The sequence below is a fragment of the Paenibacillus sp. FSL R10-2734 genome, from assembly GCF_037963865.1.
Lineage (GTDB): Bacteria > Bacillota > Bacilli > Paenibacillales > Paenibacillaceae > Paenibacillus_AQ.
This window is the reverse complement of the sequence record NZ_CP150170.1, coordinates 197884-215332: the sequence shown is the minus strand read 5'-3', so window position 1 is coordinate 215332 and position 17449 is coordinate 197884. Positions and strand designations below refer to the sequence as shown.

General features: G+C 44.5%; 16 protein-coding genes and 1 pseudogene. 14 read left to right on the top strand and 3 right to left on the bottom strand.

Annotation, left to right across the window (positions count from 1 at the left end; all coding sequences use genetic code 11):
• Window positions 1-50: 50 nt before the first annotated feature.
• Window positions 51-1040, top strand: a pseudogene (locus NSS67_RS00915) (AAA family ATPase); the annotation flags it as partial.
• Between the two features lie 104 nt (window positions 1041-1144).
• Here NSS67_RS00915 and NSS67_RS00910 read toward each other — a convergent pair.
• Complete coding sequence (locus NSS67_RS00910; protein WP_339317914.1) at window positions 1145-2794, bottom strand: glycosyltransferase; 1650 nt, start codon at window positions 2792-2794, stop codon at window positions 1145-1147.
• Window positions 2795-2973: 179 nt separating this feature from the next.
• Here NSS67_RS00910 and NSS67_RS00905 point away from each other — a divergent pair, with 179 nt between their 5' ends.
• The 8 genes from NSS67_RS00905 to NSS67_RS00870 all read left to right on the top strand — a co-directional run bounded on the left by NSS67_RS00905 (window position 2974) and on the right by NSS67_RS00870 (window position 9649).
• Window positions 2974-3216, top strand: coding sequence for a hypothetical protein (locus tag NSS67_RS00905; protein WP_339317913.1), 243 nt, complete (start codon window positions 2974-2976; stop codon window positions 3214-3216).
• Complete coding sequence (locus NSS67_RS00900) at window positions 3191-3640, top strand: peptidylprolyl isomerase (RefSeq protein WP_339317912.1); 450 nt, start codon at window positions 3191-3193, stop codon at window positions 3638-3640. The genes NSS67_RS00905 and NSS67_RS00900 overlap by 26 nt, the downstream gene beginning before the upstream one ends.
• Window positions 3641-3727: 87 nt before the next feature.
• Window positions 3728-5344, top strand: a complete 1617-nt coding sequence (locus NSS67_RS00895) for an ABC transporter substrate-binding protein (RefSeq protein ID WP_339317911.1) — start codon at window positions 3728-3730, stop codon at window positions 5342-5344.
• A 69-nt stretch (window positions 5345-5413) separates the two neighbouring features.
• Window positions 5414-6364 carry an ABC transporter permease gene (locus tag NSS67_RS00890; RefSeq protein ID WP_339317910.1) on the top strand — a complete coding sequence of 317 codons (951 nt, stop codon included), beginning with the start codon at window positions 5414-5416 and terminating at the stop codon, window positions 6362-6364.
• A gap of 4 nt (window positions 6365-6368) precedes the next feature.
• Complete coding sequence (locus NSS67_RS00885) at window positions 6369-7214, top strand: ABC transporter permease (protein ID WP_339317909.1); 846 nt, start codon at window positions 6369-6371, stop codon at window positions 7212-7214.
• Between the two features lie 15 nt (window positions 7215-7229).
• Complete coding sequence (locus NSS67_RS00880) at window positions 7230-8249, top strand: ABC transporter ATP-binding protein (protein ID WP_339317908.1); 1020 nt, start codon at window positions 7230-7232, stop codon at window positions 8247-8249.
• A complete protein-coding gene (locus NSS67_RS00875) occupies window positions 8239-9159 on the top strand; it encodes an ATP-binding cassette domain-containing protein (RefSeq protein ID WP_339320465.1) in 921 nt (306 codons plus the stop codon). The genes NSS67_RS00880 and NSS67_RS00875 overlap by 11 nt, the downstream gene beginning before the upstream one ends.
• A 34-nt stretch (window positions 9160-9193) precedes the next feature.
• Complete coding sequence (locus NSS67_RS00870; RefSeq protein WP_339317907.1) at window positions 9194-9649, top strand: hypothetical protein; 456 nt, start codon at window positions 9194-9196, stop codon at window positions 9647-9649.
• 88 nt (window positions 9650-9737) lie between these two features.
• Here NSS67_RS00870 and NSS67_RS00865 read toward each other — a convergent pair whose 3' ends face one another.
• Window positions 9738-10571, bottom strand: a complete 834-nt coding sequence (locus tag NSS67_RS00865; RefSeq protein WP_339317906.1) for a hypothetical protein — start codon at window positions 10569-10571, stop codon at window positions 9738-9740.
• Window positions 10572-10795: 224 nt separating this feature from the next.
• Between NSS67_RS00865 and NSS67_RS00860 the strand changes: the two genes are divergently transcribed.
• The 3 genes from NSS67_RS00860 (at window position 10796) to NSS67_RS00850 (ending at window position 13981) form a co-directional block, all read left to right on the top strand.
• Window positions 10796-11392, top strand: a complete 597-nt coding sequence (locus tag NSS67_RS00860; RefSeq protein ID WP_339317905.1) for a TetR/AcrR family transcriptional regulator — start codon at window positions 10796-10798, stop codon at window positions 11390-11392.
• A 209-nt stretch (window positions 11393-11601) separates the two neighbouring features.
• A complete protein-coding gene (locus NSS67_RS00855; protein WP_339317904.1) occupies window positions 11602-12786 on the top strand; it encodes a polysaccharide deacetylase family protein in 1185 nt (394 codons plus the stop codon).
• Between the two features lie 169 nt (window positions 12787-12955).
• Complete coding sequence (locus NSS67_RS00850; RefSeq protein ID WP_339317903.1) at window positions 12956-13981, top strand: AI-2E family transporter; 1026 nt, start codon at window positions 12956-12958, stop codon at window positions 13979-13981.
• A gap of 94 nt (window positions 13982-14075) precedes the next feature.
• On the opposite strand, the gene NSS67_RS00845 is transcribed toward NSS67_RS00850, so the two are convergent.
• Window positions 14076-14465: a hypothetical protein gene (locus NSS67_RS00845; protein WP_339317902.1), complete on the bottom strand. Its 390-nt coding sequence runs from the start codon at window positions 14463-14465 to the stop codon at window positions 14076-14078.
• Between the two features lie 356 nt (window positions 14466-14821).
• Here NSS67_RS00845 and NSS67_RS00840 point away from each other — a divergent pair, with 356 nt between their 5' ends.
• Window positions 14822-15055, top strand: a complete 234-nt coding sequence (locus NSS67_RS00840; protein ID WP_339317901.1) for a cyclic nucleotide-binding domain-containing protein — start codon at window positions 14822-14824, stop codon at window positions 15053-15055.
• 22 nt (window positions 15056-15077) lie between these two features.
• Complete coding sequence (locus NSS67_RS00835; RefSeq protein WP_339317900.1) at window positions 15078-17441, top strand: SLC13 family permease; 2364 nt, start codon at window positions 15078-15080, stop codon at window positions 17439-17441.
• The last annotated feature ends 8 nt before the right edge of the window (window positions 17442-17449 follow it).

Here is a 17449-nt window from a genome sequence, read left to right as displayed (position 1 = left end):
GGGGAGGCTATTTTTTACATATGTTTTATGTAATTTGTAATAGTTATGTATGGACGGGTGTACCAGTCAGCCGACTGGTCGAAGGCGAACGGGATAAGCTGCTGCGTCTGGAAGAAACGCTGCATGAACGTGTTGTGGGGCAGGACGAAGCTGTCAGTCTAGTAGCGGATGCCGTGCTTCGTGCAAGAGCCGGAATCAAAGATCCGAATCGGCCAATCGGTTCCTTCCTATTCCTCGGTCCGACTGGGGTAGGGAAGACAGAGCTAGCTAAATCGCTAGCGGTCTCTCTCTTCGATCGCGAAGATGGCATGATTCGTATTGATATGTCGGAGTATATGGAGAAGCACAGTGTTTCTCGCCTAGTCGGTGCACCTCCCGGATATGTTGGATATGAGGAGGGAGGCCAGCTTACAGAAGCGGTGCGGCGACAGCCTTATACAGTTGTTCTGCTCGATGAAGTGGAGAAGGCGCATCCAGATGTATTTAACATTTTGCTACAGCTGCTTGATGATGGACGGCTGACCGACTCGCAGGGCCGGATGGTCGACTTCAAGAACACAATCATCATTATGACCTCAAATATCGGCTCGCCACATCTGATTCATGGCACCGATGAGAAAGGCCAACTTACGGAAGCAACCAAGGATAGAGTAATGAAGGAACTGAGTGGTCATTTCCGTCCAGAGTTCCTAAACCGGGTGGATGACATTGTGATGTTCAAGCCGTTGACCCTGGGTGAGATCGAGAAAATTGTGGACAAACTGGTGGACGGATTACGTTTACGCCTTGCTGAACGGGAGATTGGTCTTGAGTTAACTGAGCCGGCGGTACGGTTTATCGCTAAGGAAGGTTTTGATCCTGTGTATGGAGCAAGACCGCTGAAACGCTTTATCCAGCGTAGTCTGGAGACTCGTGTAGCACGTGCAATCATTGCTGGCGAAGCCGCAGAGGGTTCGATGATTCAGGTGGATGAAGCCGGCGGTGAGCTGACGGTGTCTATTATGAAGCCAGAAGTCGATAAATCACAGCGTACTGAATAAGAAGAAGCTAGCAAAATGAAGGGTATTATCGTTTCGAATACAATAAAATAAAAGGCGTCCACAAAGCCATTAAGGTTTTGTGGACGCCCTTTTTATGATTCCCCTCACTCCACCCAAGGCATTAAATGAGGATGTTCATCCAGAATGGACAGGTATTGCTCCTTCCAGCCATATTGGCCATCGGGATCAAGTAGCATGTACCGCAGGTATTTTTCTAAACGGAATTCTGCCTTCGACCAGCCTAGATGCTTGAGTCGCAAGTTGCTTAGCTGATGGGAGAGCTCGAAAATATTTTCCGGAAAGCGTCCGCAGTGCTGTGGAGATTCATTCCATACATAGTTGAAGTCTTCTTTATAGCGAAGCAAAAAAGGACGGTAGTTCAGATGAGAGCGCCAGTAAATATCTTCTCTGTAATGGCCCTCGTTCCATAAATCGTAAAGACGGAAGCAGAACAGATCGACCTCATCGGCGTACAGCAAGGTATCGATATTTGCCGCAAAACTTGCTTCAAAGATTTCGTCTGCATCCAGACTCAGAATCCACTCGGGCTTCGTCTTCAGAACCTCTTCCCACTGCTGCTTTCGCAGCTCAATTTCATTGCTGAATTTGGATGTGGTATTGTGCACGAGATGAACGGGTATGCCTTCAAGCGCCTCCAAGCAGATCGCTGCTGAATTATCGGTGCTGGCATCATCAATGATGACGGCCTCGTCGATATACTTGCGATGCTCCTCCAGAACCTGTCGCAGAAAGCGCCCACTTTCATTTTTTACAACCATGGTGAGCGTTAGCTTAGGCCGCTTCCTTGCTAGGGCGACTGTTTCCTTGAAACTTTCATTGTCTGGATTGTCTGGATTGTCTGGATTGGATGGCGGCTCGGCCGATACAGGTACTTCCTCTTTAGAAAAGCTATTCTCAGAATCAGCGGAATCGGTTTTGGACCCCGTAGTTTCTCTGATGAAATCCTCAACTTTACTTAAATCACTGTCTCTATACAAATGCAGCGCAGGATAATGAGTATCGACGAACAGGGGGATGCCAAGGGCTGCGGCACGAATGCAGAAATGGCGATCCTCTCCCCAGTATGAAATGTTGCGAATTTGATTGTAGCTAACCCCAGCTTTTATCGCATGCTGACTAATCAGTGTACAAGCCCCGAGTCCGCCCACTTCATAGATTCCGGGATTGCGAAGCTTGGCAATGAATTCATGGAATCTGCGGTTAGTCTCCTCAGGTTGTAATTTTTCACCGGGAAGTAACTCCCACTGATTGTATTCGTCATGCATCCATACCTGCGGCTGAAACATGGTCTCTGGCTGCCACTGGGTCCAAAATACCTCTGAAATAATATCCTTGTTCGTACCTATGAGATGTCGTAGTGTATCTGGATGTAGAAGAAGATCGGAGTCGATCAGGAACAAATAGTCATAATTCAAGGTCTGGGCTCGGTTGATCATGAGATTTTTAAAGTTGGCTACTTTCCAGACTAAGTCGGTATTCCAGAAGTGGGTAGTATCATTGCGAATATATGCATCGTGAAAGCCTGAGCTTTGAAGATAAATATGATCACCCATGCTTTTGAATTCCTGAAGCAACCGGCAGGATTCTTCATCATCATTATCATCAATCAGATGGAAATCCAGCTCGATATCATCCACGTTCAAGCGTTGCAGGGAATTTAAAAATTCTCGCAAAACCATGGGTTTTTGGTGGATGGGGCTGCCAATTAATACGCGTGTCTTATTCACTTTCATTGCGGCCTCCTTGGGGACTCTCTCTCGCTCTGAGAGATATTCGTATGTTCTCAATATATTTACAGGGGAGCGGCAATAATCCTTATTTTTCAAAGTACTGTAAAGTAAATGAGAGTTAGATATATTAATTAGTTACGATCTGCTGTACAATAACCGAATAATTAGATATAAATGCCAACATGATCAGCAAAGGAATGAGAGCTATGGATAAATCGCCACTAAAAGTACAGGAGTTAATTAATCTGTTATTAGCCATGAATCCTCGTGCGGATGTGTTCTGGTATGATGCAAATGGTGAGTATCGACCACTGCTGGATGAGGATGTTGAGGAGATATATGCACCGGAAGAGACAGCGAAGACTAAGGCTCACATTGGTGGGGAGGTAAGGGATCATAATGAAAAAGGCAATCATCACGCTTGAACGTGGACAAGAAATAGAGCTGGAACTATTCGAGCAAGATGCACCAGGAACGGTAGCTAATTTTGTGAAGCTGGTGAATCAAGGCTTTTATAATGGTCTGACTTTCCAACGTGTGGTTCGCGGATTCGTGGCTCAAGGTGGTTGTCCGGATGGAACTGGGCGTGGGGGTACCGATAAAATTCAATGTGAAACAGCCGGTAATCCACATAAACACGTACGTGGTAGCTTATCTATGGCTCATTTTGGTCCGAATACGGGCAGCTGTCAGTTTTTTATCTGTTACGATACCTTTGACTATCTCGACCCTTGGCATACTGTATTCGGAAAAGTCGTTTCAGGTATGGACCATGTGGATGCTTTAAGGCGCGGAGATGTCATGAAAGAGGTCAAAATCATCAATTCCCTCAATATTACATTAATGTGAAATGCTATCCATTGTAATTCCTAGTATTCCGATATACAATATAAAAAACACAAGCAAAGCAGAACATAGAATACGGGGGAGAAACTTATGCGTAGAGGATTATCTGGGGTTATTACTTTGATTTTATTAACATTTTTAATTAGTGCGTGCTCCGGGGGGAATAACGCCACTTCCACAAATACAAATCAAGCACCTGCTGCTAATGAGGGAACGACGGCAAGCACTGAGCCAAAAGATGGCGGCAACTTGATTATCGGGGTCGCATCTGATCCAGTCATTCTAAACCCGAACTATGCGGGTGATCGTGTCAGTCTTACGATTGACCAAGCACTTTATGCTCCACTGTTCCAAGTAAATGAGGGTAAGAAGACCTTCTACTTGGCAGACAGCCTGACCCTTTCGGAAGATAACCTTACTTATACTTTGAAGCTTAAAGACGGTCTTACATGGCATGACGGAGAAAAGCTTACAGCTGATGATGTCGTGTTCACAATCGATAGTATCCTGGATGAGAAGCAAAACAGCTTCCTAAGAGCGAACTTCTTCGTTGGTGATAAAGCCATTAAGGCGGTAAAAGTGGATGATCTGACGGTCGAGTTTAAGCTTCCACAGGTTAGCCCAGCTTTCGAAGCTACACTGGTTCAAGTGTTCCCAATTCCAAAGCATATTTTTGAGAATGAGACTGATCTGGAGAAAAGCACCAAGAATGCTGCTCCGGTTGGATCGGGCCCCTTCAAATTTAAAGAATATAAATCCGGAGAGTATTTGACGCTAGAAAGATTTGATAACTACTTCGGTGGCAAACCACATTTGGATTCTGTAACCTACCGAATTGCCAAGGATACGAATGCTGCGAATCTCGCGCTTCAAAATGGTGAGATCAACGTCAAATATCTGGATCCACAAGATGTAGGAACGATTCAAGCATCGAATAATTTTGAAATTCTTCCTTATAGTGAAGGTCGTTTGTCCTACCTGATGTTCAATGCGAACAGTGATACAGGCGCTCTTGCTAAAAAAGAAGTTCGTCAAGCCTTATCCTTGGCCCTAAGCCGAGATGAAATCATTCAAGCTGCTTATACCTCTAACGAGTATGCAGACCCGGCGAAGTCGTTCCTGACTCCGGATGCCTTGTATCATACCAATGATGTACCTACCTTCGATAACGATGCAGTTAAAGCAAAAGAACTTCTGCAATCGGCTGGAGTTAGCAACTTGAAATTGAGATTCATTGTACAAAGCGGTAACAAAGCACAGGAAGCCATTTCACTGTATGTACAGCAAAAGCTGAAAGCTATCGGTGTTGAGGTTGAACTGCAGAATATGGATTCCACAGCATGGGTTCAAAAGTTCGTGGATCTGAAAGCTACCGATTTCGAACTAGCACTTACAGGTTATATCATGGGCTATGATCCAGATGCTTACAGAATCTTGTTCACATCGAACGGTGATTCAAACTACACCCATTACAATAATCCTGAAGTTGATAAGCTGCTGAGTGATGGAGCGGGAGAAGCAGATGCAACTAAACGCGGTGAGATCTATAAGAATATCCAAGAGATCATCGCAGATGATGCACCGATTTATCCAATCGCTTATACCAAGACCATTGTAGCTGTCTCCAAGAACTACGGCGGTATTGAAGAAGCAGTCTTGAAGCCTGTCGTTATTTTTGAAGATTTATCGAAAATCTACCTTAAATAAAAACGGGAAAAAGTAAGCTGGTTATTCCAGCTTACTTTTTTACCGATACAGAACTGGGAGAATAAACGTATGAGACAACTTATCGTCCGAAGATTACTGCAAACCCTGCCGATGTTGTTTTTTGTTTCGGTTGTGTGCTTTGCGATGATTAAGCTGGCTCCGGGGGATCCGGTATTATCCTTCGTTACGCCGAATATGCACGCAGATGATATTGAGCGTATCCGACATAATCTTGGGCTGGATAAGCCAGCCTACATTCAATATTTAATCTGGATTAAAGAAATACTGCAGGGTAATTTTGGTTATTCCCTAGTGAATCATCAGCCTGTTTTGGATCAAATTCTAGAACGTCTACCTGCAACAGCAGGTTTGATGGGTTCTGCAATCGGTCTTGCTGTTTTGCTGGCGATTCCACTCGGTCTTATTGCTGGAGCAAACCGGAACCGCTGGGTGGATAAGTTGATTAATTTCTTATCCTATGTCGGAATATCCGTGCCTTTGTTCTGGCTTGCCATCTTACTGATGTACTTATTCGCGATTAAACTTCATCTGCTTCCTATTATGGGAATGCGAACGATTGGTGTAGAATCGGCGCTTGATGTATTCAAGCATGGTATACTGCCTTGCACCGTACTTGCTTTTGGATTCCTGGCTGGTTATGTGCGTTACATTCGCTCTAGTACCATTGGACAGCTAAAAGAAGAATATGTGCAGATACAATATGCTTTTGGATCTAGCAAGACAACGATTCTGTTCCGTCATGTACTGAAGCATGTACTGCTTCCGGTAATTACATTGCTCGGAATGTCTATGGGTGATCTGGTTGCAGGTGCAATTGTAACAGAAACGGTATTTTCATGGCCGGGTATTGGATCTTTGGGGATGACTGCGGTTAGAGGGATGGATTACCCCGTAATTATGGGAATTACTCTGTTCTCCTCTTTAATGCTGATCATCGGTAATCTGGTCGCGGATATTCTATATAGCTTCGTGGACCCACGAATTAAATTAACGAGGTGACCTCATGAATCGCAGTAAATGGAAAAGTGTTGGAGATGAGCTATTTACGAATAAACTGGGTGTCGCAGCCCTCATTACTTTAATCATCTTCACACTGGGCTCTATATTTGCTTTTTTATCTGGACATGATCCGAATGCGATGGATGTTCTGGCACGTCTGAAAGCACCGGGAGCCGATCACTGGTTCGGGACGGACGACTATGGCCGGGATTATTTTGCACGCGCGTTGTATGGTGGCCGGGTTTCCCTGCTAGTTGGCTTTGCTTCAATGATCATTGCTACAGGCATAGGTGTGACGGTGGGTGTAATCAGTGGATTTTTTGGCGGATGGATTGATAATCTTCTCATGCGGATGCTTGATGTAGTGCTGTCCATTCCCTCTTTCTTAGTTCTGCTGCTTCTCAGCGTATTTCTGAAGCCGAGCGTTGGAAATATCATCATTATTATTGCTCTATTAATGTGGATGAATATTGCCCGTGTCATTCGGGCGGAAACGATGACGATCAAGGAACGGGAGTATGTGCTGTATGCGAAAGCTTCCGGTCAGAGTAATTTCGGAATTATTTGGCGTCATATTCTACCAGGGCTAGTGCCTGTTGTGATTGTAGGCGCGACGAATAATATCGCTTCGGCAATTATGATGGAGTCCTCTCTAAGTTTTCTTGGATTCGGCGTGCAGCCTCCGAATGCAACTTGGGGAAGCATGCTTAACAATGCGCAGGGATATATCGCTCAAGCGCCATATCTGGCTCTATTCCCTGGTTTATTGATACTATTAACGGTACTGAGCTTTAATGTTCTAGGCGATATTTTGCGGGTTGGCTTTGAACCGAAGCTGATCCGAAGATAGGAGTGTGAAGACATCATGACGGAACGGCTATTGTCTGTCGAGGATTTGAAGGTTTCATTCCAGACCCGAGACGGTGAGAATCAGGCGGTTCGCGGCGTTAGCTTTCATATAGATGCTGGCGAAACGGTAGGCATCGTCGGTGAATCTGGTAGTGGGAAGAGTGTGACTGCCAAGGCGATTATGTCGTTAATTACACCTCCGGGTAAAATTATCGGTGGAAATATTAATTTTCGTGGTGAGAATTTATCGAACCTTTCGGAAAAAGAGTGGAGAAAGCTGCGCGGCAACCGCATAGCAATGGTGTTTCAGGACCCCATGACCTCTCTTAATCCTGTGAAAAAAATCGGCCAGCAGCTTACGGAGGTCATCCGTCGGCATCGCGGTTTAAATAAGCAAGACGCGCTTAAAGAGGCGGCCAGCATCTTGAGTCAGGTTGGTATTAGTAATCCTGAACAGCGGCTGCAGCAATACCCGCATGAATTCAGCGGCGGGATGCGCCAGCGGGTCATGATCGCCATGGCTCTTTCTTGTAAGCCAGAATTATTAATTGCAGACGAGCCAACAACTGCGCTCGATGTAACGATACAGGCACAAATTCTCGATCTTTTTAAAGAGCTGAAAAATAATACAAGTACAGCTGTCGCACTTATTACCCATGATTTGGGTGTGGTAGCTCAGGTATGTACACGGGTTATCGTAATGTATGGTGGACTTGTGATGGAGGAAGGCACGGTGGAGGATATCTTTTATCGCCCACAGCATCCTTACACGAAAGGTCTGCTTCGCTCGATTCCAAAACGTGAGGGTAAGTCGCGTGAACGTCTTGTTCCTATCGAAGGCACACCTCCGGATTTGTTAAATCCGCCTTCTGGCTGTCCATTTATGGAACGTTGCCCTAATGCTTTTGCCCGTTGCATCGAACGTCCTCCGGTCGTGGAATTATCTTCGGGTCACCGTTCGATGTGCTGGCTGGCAGACGGTGTGCAGGAGACTCCAGCCGTAGCTGGTGTTGAAGGGAGCGGTTCTGTTGAGTAATAATAAGATTCTAGTGGACGTAAATAATCTGAAGAAGCATTTCTCCAAAGGCAAGGATATATGGGGACGCGATACATCGGTGCTTAAGGCAGTAGACGGCGTAAGCTTTCAGATTCGTCAGGGTGAGACCTTTGGATTGGTCGGTGAGTCAGGAAGCGGTAAGTCCACGGTTGGACGCTGCTTGCTGCGATTGTATGACTATACAGACGGTGAGGTGTCTTTTGACGGACAGCCTCTGAGTAAGCTTGGGGAGAAGCAGCTTAAGCCTTTTCGTAGACGGATTCAATCGATCTTTCAAGATCCATATTCCTCGCTGAATCCAAGTCTGAATGTTCTTGATTTGATTAGCGAGCCTATGAAAATTCACGGGCTCTACTTAGGCGACGAACGTATAGAAGCAGTCGCTGCACTGCTTGAGAAGGTAGGTTTAAAAAGAGAGCATCTATATCGCTTCCCTCATGAATTCAGTGGTGGGCAGCGCCAACGGATTTCGATCGCTCGAGCATTATCTGTGAAACCTGAGTTTGTAGTGTGTGATGAACCGATCTCAGCACTAGACGTGTCTGTTCAGGCGCAGGTAGTGAATATGCTGGAGGATCTACAGTCCGAATTTGGATTGACCTATCTCTTTGTTGCGCATGATCTGTCGATGGTGCGGCATATTTCAGACCGCATTGGCGTTATGTACGGTGGTCGTCTAGTAGAGGTAGCGGAAAGCGATGAGCTGTACGAGAATCCTCTTCATCCATATACGAAAGCGCTGCTGTCATCCATTTTGGAGACGGACCCTAGACGTGCCAATCAAAGAATTATTTTGGATGGATATTCGGCAGAGTATGGTAGAGCGGAGACTTCTACACTGGAGGAAGTAAGTCCAGGCCATTATGTTGCTTATGATTTCACAGAATAAGTAGAATCTATATACAGGTATGGGAGGAATCAGAATGTCAGACAATTTGAACCGAGTGAAGTTATCTCAGTGGGATGCGTTACTGATAGAATCACTTCGTGCTTTGGGCTGGTCCAATGAGGATATTCTTCGCAAAGTGGCGGAGGGCGATTTACCCGTTGACGAGAGTGAATACGAATTTGATTACAAGCAGTTAACCACTTTGCAAGCGGAGCAGCCGGAACTGTTCGAGCAAGCAGTGAAGACAGGCTATCAGATTAAATACAATACGATTCGTGGCATTCGCAGCTGGATATGGGTTGCTCTTGGTAAAGAGCCCGTACTGGAGCTTGAAGAGGGTAAGGAAGCCATAGAAATCGTATTGACGACAGCCGAGAAGAACCGGCTGGAATCTGTGCTGTCTTTCGGCTGGCAGATTCACGGCGGAGCCGGCGTGGAAGACGAAGCCAACGCTAACGCAAGTTACCGGATCGAGCCGCTTCAACGATAGCCTCTCCGAGCACTATATGGTGTATGGGGCTTGATCCTGAAAGAACGCCCTTACTCTTTCCTTATGGAAAGGATAAGGGCGTTCTTGGTTAGTTCACTTCAGTTCGGCCACGCCGGAAGCTGATTTCTGCTTTGCCGGTATGTAGCTGCCACATATGCCAGAATACAAACGGAACAATCATAATAAAGTTGATGATTCCCCAATATTTCATGACGTCTGCATTGTACCACGACGAAGCATCCATTAGTGTCGGGAACAGGTTAACGAAGCAGGCACGTAGAAGTAGATGTGCCGCTAATGTATAGACCCGCGCAATGATGTAGAGTTCTGGGCGGCGTTTGATGATGGGATAGAGCTCTGCCGCGAGAAGAATACATAGCGAGCTTGCAAAGAACTTCGGACTCTCGGCATAAACGAAGGCTGCGTTCCAAGTTGTATAGAGGAAGTTCCAGCCGATCGTCGTATACACAATAAGATCGCCGTGCGATTGCGTGGAAATCTTCCAGTATTTTGGGGCAAAAGGGATGGTTATACATAATAAGAGACCGGTAAGTGCATTGAACGTATTCCCCATCGTAAAGTCTTTAATGGTCGCTTCCATGATATTTAGGAATAGAACGCCATATACGAACCACAATACCCAATCCTTCTGCAACGCATTCCAGAACGGTCCTTTTCGTTTCTCGTAGTTAGCGATACGAATGAATCCTACAAATATCGTAGGAAGAATTACACTTAAAATCTTGGCCCAGCGAAACCATCCTTCGACACCGCCCATGAGCCATAAGGGGAAGGTTAGTAAGGAAGCAATCCAGAACCAGTGGGCAAACTTATAATGTTTGCGCATGATACTGACAACAATAAGAAGTAGAACTATGTACCCGATCATACTAACGCCGTACTGCCATGCAGGAATATCCATGGTAAACCTCCTTTTTTTGTGAAAGCGCAATCAATTCGTACCAACACTAAGCTTCAACTCTACGAAGCTTGGTTAATTCAAAAACATAACAACTGTTCGGTTTTATTATATTAGGAAGCAGTTTGTCTTGTCTGTGTTAATTAACACACACAAAACAAATTAGATTCAGTACTCTTTTCATATAAAAAAAATCGCAACAAGCGATTCAGTTGGGCGGGGAGCTTATGTCTGAGGATAAAAAATTACATATTATTGAGGCGACGAATCGTGTTATCTATCGAATGGGTATTGCGGGTACGACCATGCGGAGAATTGCCGATGAAGCAGGGCTTAGCACGGGGGCGTTGTATCATCATTACAGTAGTAAAGAAGAGATTCTTTATGATGCGATGGATCGCAGTTTATCTGTATCTACGAGAATTGCCGAGGAGGTACAGCAAGGGAAGTATAGCCGTGGGGAAGTTATTGAGCGAATCAGCAAGAATGTGAAAGATCGTTTTAACAAAATAGATGACAATCGAATGCAGTTCTATCTTGCCCAGGAAGCGATACTCGGGAACGAGGAAATCTCCAATCAATTGAAAGTTAAATATGAGAAATGGATTGGTCATACCGAGGAGCTGTTGCAACGCTTATACGAAAAACAACCTGGGAAATACAATAAAGCCATTGCCTCATTGCTGATTGGAGCTATTGACGGGATCGTTATGCAGACGTTGCTGGGTGTGGCGAATACGGATGATATTGAAGATATAAGCGAGGTATACCACAAGCTTCTTGTAGAAGGAATTCCGAAGCTGTTAGAAGCATGGGATGAATAACAGGACATTCCACAGTCGTTTCTTCTACAATTACACTATAGATTTCATTTGAAGGAGGTGTCCCTTAAGCCATTTCAGGCTTAGGGTTCGCCTCCTATTTTTATTATAAGGAGTAAAATAAGAAGAAAATGTAACTAATAGTAGGTGGAACTGTCATCAGTTATGTAGTTACATAGAGGATAAGAGATCTATTTAAGGAGATTCAGAGATTGCATACGAAAAAATATATGATACTTTTAGTCATCGTTCTGCTAATAAGTCTTACTGCTATTTTCTACAATCAACGCGAGACTTCTGCAGTTACTATAGATGTGAACGGTCAAATCATTAAGACAGTAGCTACATATCCGGCTTCGTCTGATGAGCTTATGATTCCCAAGGCTGCTGCCGAACAGGCCCTGAACATGCATATCGGTTGGCAGAAGCCGGGGCCACTTCCGAAAGGTATTTACTATAGAGACCATGTAGCTGTGCTGATGTACCATCATCTCTCAGCGAAGCCAATGCCGCAGTTTCCTTGGATCTTATCTGCCGATCGGTTTGATGATCAAATGAAGCTACTGAAGCAGGAAGGTTTTCACGTGATTACGATGGAACAATATCGAGAATTTATGCTGAATAATGGCAAGGTTCCAGACAATGCGGTGCTGCTGACTTTTGATGATGGATATGAGAGCTTTTATGAGCTGGCCTTTCCTATCCTGAAAAAATATGGCTATACGGCAGTCAATTTCGTTATCGTGTCTACAATAGATCACCCAGATCCGAATAGTGTACCGAAACTCAATTGGGAGCAGATGCGCGAAATGAAGCGGGACGGGATGGGATTCTATAATCACACATACGATTTACACCATTATGGTATCGTGGATGCTGAGGGTGGGGAGCGGCCGGCCGCTAGTGCCTTGTTATATATCGACGATGAGAATAGAAACGAAATGAACACGGAGTACTACAGCAGAGTTACTCGTGATTTGGCCAAAGCGGAGCAAAGGCTGAAGGAGGAACTGGGGAATACCGATTCAGCGATTGCCTTTCCCTATGGGTCGTACAATGATCGATTGCTATCTGCATGTGATTCACTCGGGATTTCGCTGACATTTAAAATCGAGGATGGGATCAATGCGAGAACGGACCGGAACGCCGCCCGAATCAACGGGGGAAGTCAGAGTCTGACCGCAATCCAAACCCTTGACCAGGTCAAACATATAGATTCACCAATGGAATTAACCCTGAATAATCAAAGAGTAGCTCTTGCAGGAAGCGCGCCAGAAATGAGGAAAGGGACCTTGATGGTTCCGTTTATTCAATTATGTAAAGATCTTCATATTGATCTGAACTATGATCAGAAGAGTCGAATCGTTAAGTTAATGCACAATGCTGGAGGAACATGAATGGCTTAGGGAATGTACGGAATGGAGATCATCGTTCTATAAGTTTTCATAGGATGTTACAAAAAGTGAGAAATTCCGCCAATTTAGGCGAATCACTAGTTGCTATAAGTGAATTCCTTACTGTAGACTATAAACAGAGTACTAATTGGTAGGCGAATGGAGAGAACTAATGGAAGTATTTAAGCGTTATTACGCGAATTTAACGGTCCGGCGTTTTTTTATTTTAGGGCTGGTTGCCCTGCTGCTATTCAGTATTAGAGATATGCTCAATTTAGTGCTGTTAACATTTCTGATGGCTTATGTAATGAACAGCTTTCAAGTGCTGCTCACGAAGCGGATCAATAAATATGTTGCAGTCAACAGTAAAGTCATTATTATTATTTTGTATTTAGCCTTAATTGCTCTGATTGTAGTCACCTTAGTGAATTATTTACCGAAGGTCTTCACTCAGATTAAGCAATTAACCAATTTTCTGACCAGTTTAACCCCTGCAAACATTCCGCAAAACGAAATCGCACAGTATTTATTTACCCAGCTTAGGGATTTGAACTATCAGTCTTATGTGAAGGATGGTCTTGAATATGTCCTGAAAATAAGTAATTGGGGTACCAGCTTCGTATTATCCACCATTCTGAGCTTTGTCTTTATCCTTGAGAAGAACAGAATTGTCAGCTTCACTGCCCGCCTTAAAGAGAGCAAGATTTCCTGGTTCTATGTAGAGCTTGAGTATTTCGGTAGAAAATTTATCTCGTCTTTTGGTAAAGTTATCGAAGCGCAAATTTTGATCGCGCTGTTTAATACATGCTTTACGGTGATCGGACTCTGGATCTTAGGTTTTCCTTATCTTTTCGCCCTATCGATTATGATCTTCCTGCTTAGTCTAATTCCGGTTGTAGGTTTTGTAATCTCCTTAATACCACTTTGTATTATTGGTTACAATATTGGCGGCCTAGCTATGACGATATATGTATTGGTTATGATTGCTGTACTGCATTTTGTCGAGGGTTACTTCTTGAATCCAAAACTAATGTCATCCAAAATGAACCTGCCGATGTTCTACACCTTTATCGTACTGCTATTCTCTGAGCACTATTTGGGTGTATGGGGTCTAATTCTGGGTATTCCAATCTTTGTTTTCTTCCTGGATATACTGGAGATCAATAGAGATAACAAGATAGGAACTTCTGTTAAATAAATAGTTTTGAATATACGAAGAGGGCGTCCCAATAGGGGCACCCTCTTTATTTTTTGTGTGGAGAACTGTTGTACGGCCACTGTATGTACCATTGTTAGCCGAAAGAAGTGAGAACACTCTCCGTAACGATGTCCCTCAGCTCCGCTTTGTGTGCTGCATATTGCTCGGCTGTAATGCTTCCGGAAGCTAGTCGTGAATCTAGCTGTTCCGTTAGCTGGGCTACTTGTAGATCGATCACATCTTCAATATCTGTGTTTTGTTCTGCTGCAATATCTTGAAGGGACTTGCCGTCATATAAGGCATCGTATAGATCTTCATCTGTGGGTTGGTTAAGTGCTTTCAATAATAATTCGTCTTTATCGGCAGCCTTTACAGTGGACCATTGGGTAGTCGAACTTGCGTTAGCAGTAAGGCTGCTCCAAACATTCCCAAAAGACATTACTACAACTACGGTTCCTACTATAATCACTCTTTTTATATCCATTAGAGTCCTCTTTTCTTATTTTGCAAATAACGTTTTTTATAGGTTCTGATTTAGGTGTCTGTGTTGGTTGTGATTTAACTTAGTTCTATTGTAACCCGGAAAGCTGAGCCCAAGCTTAAACAATATTTAAGATAACCTAAAGATTTAACATTGAAATGATAATCAGTTTATAAGGATAGTCTGGCAAAGGCAGGCAGAGGTAACTCTGGCCTGCTTTTTGTTATTTTTTGTACCTTATATCCCTTTTCTTCTGGGGAAGTAGGAAATTCTTACTATTCGCATGATTTTTCATATATAATATTTTTGAATAAATTTTTAATAGACATAATCTTTCGAAAATAAGAGGTAGATTGCAAGTGAAGCTGACAGGAATAGAAATGTTCAAGGATCTTTCGAATATGGAGCAGGCGAAGATACTGGGAATGCTTACGAAGCTTGAGCTTTCTGCGGGTATCCTTCTGTTTGAACAAGGCGATCCTGGAGATCGGATGTTTATCGTTGAACGAGGGTCCATTGAGCTGTTCCTGAGGACCCAAGAGGGGGGCCGTCGTTCTTTGGCGCTGCTCGGACAATGGGAAAGTACTTGGTGAGATGGCGCTGCTTACAGGCGAGATGAGATCGGCAGGCGCACAGGCAGCAGTGGAAACCACCCTTTATGTGATTGACCGAAAAATGTTCGACCGCCTGATTGCAGAGAATGCAACCTTGTCAGCTTATTTTATCCGATTGTTATCCCAGCGATTAACAGTGACCAATGGTCGTCTGCAGGCTGTAAAAGAAAATGAACATAAGCGCTTGGAGCAGGAACTTGAGGAACTGCCTAAGGAGATTAAACAGTTTATTCTATGGTGCTCACATATTCCTGTAGTGAACAGGGAGCTCTCTGACTATACTTTCGGGTTCTCTCTGCGAGAAAAGGTGCAGATTTATCCTTCGTTACGTTCTTATTTCAGAGGGATATTGCTGGAGGAAGAAAGGCTGGAGCTACTGCCAAGCCTGAAGCCTACATTACATGATATTTGCAAAAATAAATTTGGTTATGAAGAAATGGCATTATGGTATGAACGGGCGCTGAACTGGTATGAAGCGGAGGGCAACTGGGCAGCAGTGATCGAAATGCAGGGGGCTCAGGAAGATTGGGGCGCTGCGCTGAATACATACGTCCGTGTAAAGAATGAACTGCTGCAGGAAGAAAGAGAAGTTCTCTTTGATCTGTTTGTGATGGCTCCAGTAGAGGTGCTGGCATCCCAATGTGTTTTTTTGCAAGATTATATTCCTTATTGTGTGCTTCATCATTTGGAAAAAGGTCTGGCGCTTGTTGAAGTTGCTCTAAACGGTGCAGAATCCTTCTCTTCTCGTGAATTGCTGTCGTTATATGAATGGGGAACCGAACTGTGTCGGCGATTGGGAAAGGATCATCAGGCGCTCGAATACTTGCAGCTAGCGGACATTGTCGCGGATGCTATGGCAGATCGTAAAGTGGAAGCTGTAAATAGTGATCGTGCCTATGGATTAGCAAAGCAGAAGCTGGCTCGAAAAAGAAGTCAGCAGCTTGCCCGCGGCGCAGCCCGTTTGGGAAAAGGTAATCGTTGGCTAGGTCCAGTTGCTGTTATTACGGCTCTTCTATGCGTAGTGTTATCTTTTGTGATCGAACCTGTAGGTAACTTATCTGCGAATGCAACAGCTTTTATAGGGATCGCTATCGCTGCCGTTATTTTGTGGATCGTCAATATCATCCCGGATTATGTCGTGGCGCTAGGCATGGTTATGCTCTGGGTCGTTGGCGGGATTACCGATACGGAGACAGCGTTGTCCGGGTTTGCTTCAGGAACATGGATTTTTATGATTTGTATAATGGGCTTTAGCGCTGTGATTACAAAGTCCGGAATTTCCTATCGATTCGCCTTGCACGCCTTAAAAAGATTCCCCTCAAGCTATCGCGGACAGCTATGGGGTATTGTTGCTGGCGGTATGATGATGAATCCGCTCATTCCCTCCTCTTCAGCTAAGGTATCACTTGGCGTACCTGTTGCACACACACTCTCCGAGTCTATGGGTTACCGCGAACGCAGCAATGGAGCAGCAGGGTTAGGTCTGGCTGCTATGGTATTCTATGGCTTCACCGCTCCTTTTGTAATGACAGGTTCTTATACCAATGTTATGGCTTACGGTTTGGTGACGGACGGACAACAGGTCACTTGGCTGCAATGGCTGCTGTATGCTCTGCCCGCACTGATTGTTTTTGGTGGTGTAATATTAGTTTTCTTATCCTTCATGTTCCGCAATGTTTCAGGCTCCAAGATGGTATCTGGCGATGTGCTTAACGAACAACTGGCATTGCCCGGTCCACTCACCAAAGAAGAACGCATTTCCCTATGGACGATTATTGGCTGCATTGTGTTCATGGTGCTTCAACCGCTTCACGGACTAGATAATACATGGGTGATGCTGATAGGCTTTGCGGTACTGGCGATTAGTGGAGTGCTCGACAAAGGGACCTTATCCAGCGGAATTGACTGGCCCTTCCTATTGTTCCTTGGTGTAGCGTTCAGTTTTGCAGGTGTATCTGATCAGCTTGGCATTGCCAAGGTGCTCTCGTCTTTTTTGAATGAGCATATGAGCTTGTTTGTCTCTTCACCGATATTGTTTCTATTGGCAGTTATAATGATTTCTTTCGTAGTTACACTTGTCATTCGCGATGATCCGGCAGTTATTCTCCTTGTTACGGCACTTCTTCCAATTGGCGCAGGAATAGGTATTCATCCATGGGTGCTTGTATTCCTTATTCTTTTATCCACTGACCCCTTCTTCTTTGCTTATCAATCACCAACGTATCTGACCGCTTATTATAGCGCAGAAGGTAAAGCCTTTACCCACAAGCAGGCCCGAAAAATAGCTTTAGGTTATGGACTTGCTGTTATATTACTAGCGATCCTATGCATTCCTTATTGGCGCTGGCTCGGACTCATTCCATAATACAGAGA